We start from the raw sequence: 5,539 nt of genomic DNA, 5'->3' as shown, positions 1-5,539 counted from the left end.
CCACCCGCCTCATCAACCGCATCCACACCACCCTCCACACCACCATCACCCTCCAAACCATCTTCCAAAACCCCACCCCCGCCCAACTCGCCCCACACCTGCGGCACAGCGGCGTCTCCCGTCTTCCCCTGCTTCCTCTCGCCCGCCCGGAGCGCATTCCCGTGTCTGCGGCCCAGCGGCGACTGTGGCTGGTGGACCGGATCAGCGGAGGTGGGATCGCGTACAACTTCCCCTTGGTCCTCAGGCTGCGCGGTGAGCTCGACGTCCAAGCACTCCACGGCGCGTTCGGCGATGTAGTGGAGCGCCACGAGGCGCTGCGCACGTTGTTGTACGAGGCCGAGGGCGTTGCCGACACCGGACCGTTCCAGCGGATCATGGACGGCGTCGAAGCCCGCGAGTCACTGCCCTTCGAGGTGGTGGAGTGTGCCGAGACGGACTGGGAGGCGCGGGTCGGGGACCTGTTGCGGCAGCCGTTCGAGCTGAGCGTCGAACTGCCGCTCCGGGTACTGGTACTGAGGCTCTCGTCGACTGATCACGTGCTGGCCGTGGCCCTTCATCACATCGCCATCGACGAGTGGTCGGACCGCCCGCTCCTCGGCGACCTGGACGCCGCGTACGCCGCGCGTCGTGCCGGCGAGACCCCTCGGTGGGCTCCCTTGGCCGCACAGTACGCGGACTACGCGCTCTGGCAGCAACGCCTGCTCGGCGACCCGGACGACGACAGCAGCCTCGCTGCACGCCAGCTCACCTATTGGCATGAGTATTTGAGGGATCTGCCGGACGAGGTACCACTGCCGCTGGACCGCCCTCGGCCCGCGCAGCCCACGGGGCGCGGTGGTACGGCGCGCGCCGAGCTGCCCGCCGGGACCACGAATGCGTTGCGGGCGCTGTCCGCGCGCTCGGGCGTGAGCATGTTCATGCTTCTCCAGGCGGCTCTGGCCTCGCTGTTGCACCGCATGGGAGCCGGGGAGGACGTTCCGCTGGGCACGCCGATCGCCGGGCGTACCGACGACGCGCTCAGTGAGCTGGTCGGCTTCTTCGTCAATACCCTCGTGCTGCGTACCGACGTCTCGGGCAACCCGACGTTCGAGGATCTCCTCTCCCGTGTACGGGAGACGGATCTCGCCGCATTCGAGCATCAGGACCTGCCGTTCGAGCAGATCGTGGAGGCGCTTCAGCCCGCCCGAGTGCCCGGACGCAACCCTCTCTTCCAGGTGATGATGGGCTATCACCGTCAGGAGGCCGAGGATCCCGACGTCCTGGGCCTGGCGACGGAGTGGTGGAACGCACCGAACGACACCTCCAAGTTCGACCTCGGATTCACCTTTGTGGACCGCACGACGGGCACGTCGGAGGTGTCTGGGGCGGATGTCGAGCTGTCGATGCTCCTCGAGTACGCCACCGATCTCTTTGACTCGACGACCGCGGAGTGGCTCCTTGAACGGCTGACCGTAGTGCTGTTGCAGGTCGTCGAGAATCCGTCGGTCCTGGTCCACGAGCTGCGCGTGACACTGGCGGAAGAGCGGGAGGCCGCGCTCGCGCACTGCGAGGAAGCCGCTCGCCCCGTGGAGAGTCGCTCGGTGCCGGAGCTGTTCGTCGAGGCCGCGCAGTCGTGGCCGGAGCGGGTGGGCCTTGTCACGGAAGGGACAGAGCACACCTACTCGGACCTGTTGCGGGAGGTCAGTGGTGTCGCGCATGTGCTGCTCGGGCGCTCCCTGCCTGCCGGGGGTGTCGTCGCCCTCGCCCTGCCGGGCCCGTCCATGGTTCCGGCGATGCTCGGCGTGCTGGCGGCCGGAGGGTGCTGCCTGCCGCTGGACCCGGCGTTGCCGGAGTCCCATCGCCGGGCGCTGCTGACCGACGTGGAGCCGGAGTGGGTGCTGACCACATCGTCGTGCGCCCCCACGGCCCCGGGCAACGACGAGAACCGTATCTTCCTCGACAGCGCGGCTGTGCGAGCCGAAATGGCACAGGCTCCGGAGGCGGTACGTCGTGCAGTGCCGACGGCCACGCCGGCGTACGTCGTGTTTTCCCTCGGAGGTCCCGGCGGGCCGCAGCCCGTGATGGGCACCCGGACCGCTCTCAGCGAGCTGTTCGCCGCGGATCGCGAAAGGCTGATGGACGGCGCCGCGCACAGCCGCGAGGCGCTGCGGGTTCTGCACACCGGGCCGTTCGGCTTTGCCTCGTCCTTCGACGCCCTGCCGTGGCTGCTCGCGGGACATGAGGTGCACACCGTCGAGGGCGCGACGTCAGCCGACCCGACCGCCGTGCTGTCCCGGCTCCGTGACAACCGGATCGACGTCGCCTGCCTGACTTCCGGGAGACTGCTGGACCTCGTACGGCACGGGTTCCTCGAAGCGGACGCGTACCGGCCGGAGACTCTGGTGCTCCGGGGGGAGGCTGTGCCTCCGTGGCTGTGGGAGCGGCTGTGCGAGTTGCCGGACGCAGCCGTCCACACGCTGTACCGGACGGCGGAGTCGGGTGTCGACGCATACGGCCGCCATGCCACAGGAGGAGACGACGAGGGCGGCAGCTTCCTGGAACTCGTCGGCCGCAACTCTCGGTTGCGTGTTCTGGACCGCTCGCTCCAGGAGGTCCCTGCCGGTGTGCGGGGCGAGCTGTACGTGGCCGGTGAGTCCCTGGCGTTGAACTACGCCGGGCGTCCCGACCTGACGGCGGCAGCCTTCGTACCCGACCCATTCGGACCGCCGGGCGCCCGGATGCACCGTACCGGTGAGCCGGCGTGGCGACGCCATGACGGCACGGTCGACCTGGAGGGTCCGGACACCGACACGGACCGGGTCGAGGCTGTTCTCGCTCTCCTTCCCGGCGTCGCCCAAGTGGCAGCGGTCGTGGGGAAGAACCATTCCGGCGCCGCGCGGCGGCTGGTCGCCCATGTGGCCGCCCGGGCCGGATCGGACACCCCGCTCAGCGTGTCGAAGCTGCGGGCCCTCGCCGTCCGCCAGCTTCCGAAGCATCTCGTACCGGACGCGTTCGTGGAGCTGGATGCGCTGCCCCTGACCGCCGACGGCCGACTGGACCGGGCCGCCCTGCCCACTCCCGGCGATACGGCCGGGTTCACCGGACGTGGCCCGCGCTCCCCCCGCGAGGAGATCCTCTGCGGGCTGTTCGCCGAGCTACTGGGGGTGCCCGAGGTGGGAATCGACGACAACTTCTTCGCTCTCGGTGGCCATTCGCTCATCGCCACACGTCTGATCAACCGCATCCGCGCGGTACTGCACTGCGATGTCTCGGTACGGGCCCTGTTCGAGGCTCCGTCCGTGGCGCAACTGGTCACGCGGCTCGACGGCGGGTCCCCACGACAGGCGGCGCCTGTCTTGGCGCGGACACCACGTCCCGCGACCGTGCCGTTGTCGTTCGCCCAGCGGCGACTGTGGTTCCTGCACCGGTTGGAGGGGCCTGGCGCCACCTACAACATCGCGCTCGTCACACGAGTGCGGGGCGCACTCGACCGGAAGGCACTCGAAGAGGCCGTACGTGATGTCGTCGTACGCCACGAGGCCCTGCGCACGATGTTCGTGATGCTCGACGGGGAGCCGCTCCAGCGGGTTGTGCCGGTGGAACGCACGCGGGTCCGCTTGGAGTTCGCGGAGTGTGTCGGCGATGCGGATGGAGCCCGGGCACTGGTGGACGAGGCGTCCGGACGTCCCTTCGACCTGGAGACCGAACTCCCCGTGCGCGCACGGCTGATGGCGACCGGGACGGACGAGCACGTGCTTGTCCTGGCGGTGCATCACATCGCCGCCGACGGCTGGTCGATGGAGCCGCTCGCGGACGACCTGTCACGGGCCTACGAGGCCCGGTGCGCGGGCCGTGCACCGGAGTTCGAGCAACTGCCGGCCCAGTACGCCGACTACACGCTCTGGCAGCACGACCGCTTGTCCGGGAAGGACGGCGAGCTGGAGCGGCTGCTCGGGTTCTGGCGCGAGAGACTGGCCGGCCTGCCGGAAGAGGTGACGCTGCCGCGGGACCGTCCACGCCCGCCCGTCGCCTCCTACCGGGGAGGAACGCACACCGTCCCGCTCGACGCACGGACGCACCACCGGCTGCAGGAGCTGGCACGCCGGCACGGCGCAACACTGTTCATGGTGGTGCAGGCCGCGCTGGCGGGAGTGCTGCACCGCTACGGCGCGGGGACGGACATCCCGCTCGGCACTGTGGTCACGGGGCGTGACGACGAGGCGCTGCACGGTCTGGTGGGCTTCTTCGTGAACACACTCGTCCTGCGCACCGATGTCTCGGGGGACCCGAGCTTCGCCGACCTGCTCGCTCGGGTGCGCGAGACCGACCTCGCTGCCTTCGAGCACCAGGAGCTTCCCTTCGAACGGTTGGTGGAGGAGCTCCGGCCGAGCCGCTCCCTGTCCCGCCACCCGCTGTTCCAGGTCACTCTCGGAGAGGGAGACGGGGGTCGGCTGCCGGTGTTCTGGGGAGCGGGTCTGGAGACCGAGGTGGTCGATCCGAACCCGGAGACAGCGAAGTTCGACCTTTCGTTCGGCTTCGCGCAGCGCACAGACGTCGACGGCGGGGCCGGCGGCATGGGACTCACTCTCGAGTACGCGGCCGATCTCTTCGCCGCCTCGACCGCTGCCCGACTGGTCGACAGCCTGGCGCGGGTTCTCACGCAGGTCGTGGACGATCCGGATCTGACGGTGAGCCGCCTGGCAGTGCTGTCCGACGGTGAGTTGTCCCGGATCGTCGATGAGTGGGGGCAGGGGCGCGACGCGCGTTCGGCGACGCTGCCGGAACTGTTCCGCGCGCAGGTGGCCCGCGATCCGTCAGCCATCGCGGTCGAGGACGGTTCGGTCCGCTGGACGTACGGCGAGCTGGACGCGCAGTCCGACAAGCTGGCCGCCATGCTGGTGTCCGCGGGAGTCGGGCCCGAGCGGCGGGTCCTCGTGTCGATGCGACGCTCGGCCGCGCTCGCCTTGTCGCTGCTGGCGGTGACGAAGGCGGGCGGCGTGTACGTGCCGGTCGACCCGGAGTATCCGGCGGAGCGTAAGCGTCTCGTGGTGGAGCAGGCCGCGCCGTTGCTGGCGCTCGTCGATGCTCAAGGACGCTTCGAGGGCTGCGGGGATCCCACGGAGCTGCGGGTCGACGAACTCGACGTGGCCGGTGCGGACATCCGGACCGCGCCGGCAACGGCCGGGCCACGTCTCGCGAACGGGGCGTATCTGATCTTCACCTCCGGCTCGACCGGCATACCGAAGGGGGTGCTGGTCACCCACGCCGGCATGGGGCGGCTCGTCGCGGAGCAGCGCTCGTACGGTGCGGGTCCGGGCTCCCGGGTGTTGCAGACTCTCTCGGTGGGCTTCGACGGATCGATCTGGGAGCTCACCATGGGTCTGCTTTCGGGCGGCACCGTGGTCGTGGGCGACCCCACGGACCTGCTGGAAGGCCGGATACCGGACGGCATCACCCACGTGGCCCTCACCCCCTCACTCCTGGGGACCCTCGCCGACGACGTGCTGCCCGAGGGCGCCACGATCATCACCGCGAGCGAGGCGTTCACCGACAACCTCCT

1 protein-coding gene is annotated in these 5,539 nt (G+C 69.9%); it reads left to right on the top strand.

Annotation, left to right across the window (positions count from 1 at the left end):
- Positions 1-161 precede the first annotated feature (161 nt).
- Positions 162-5,539: condensation domain-containing protein (locus tag ACZ7LV_RS38900; protein ID WP_471946082.1), on the top strand; the 5,378-nt coding region annotated here is incomplete at its 3' end.

The sequence above is a fragment of the Streptomyces sp. NPDC107562 genome (assembly GCF_055657325.1).
This window is presented reverse-complemented; position numbering and strand designations above follow the sequence as displayed.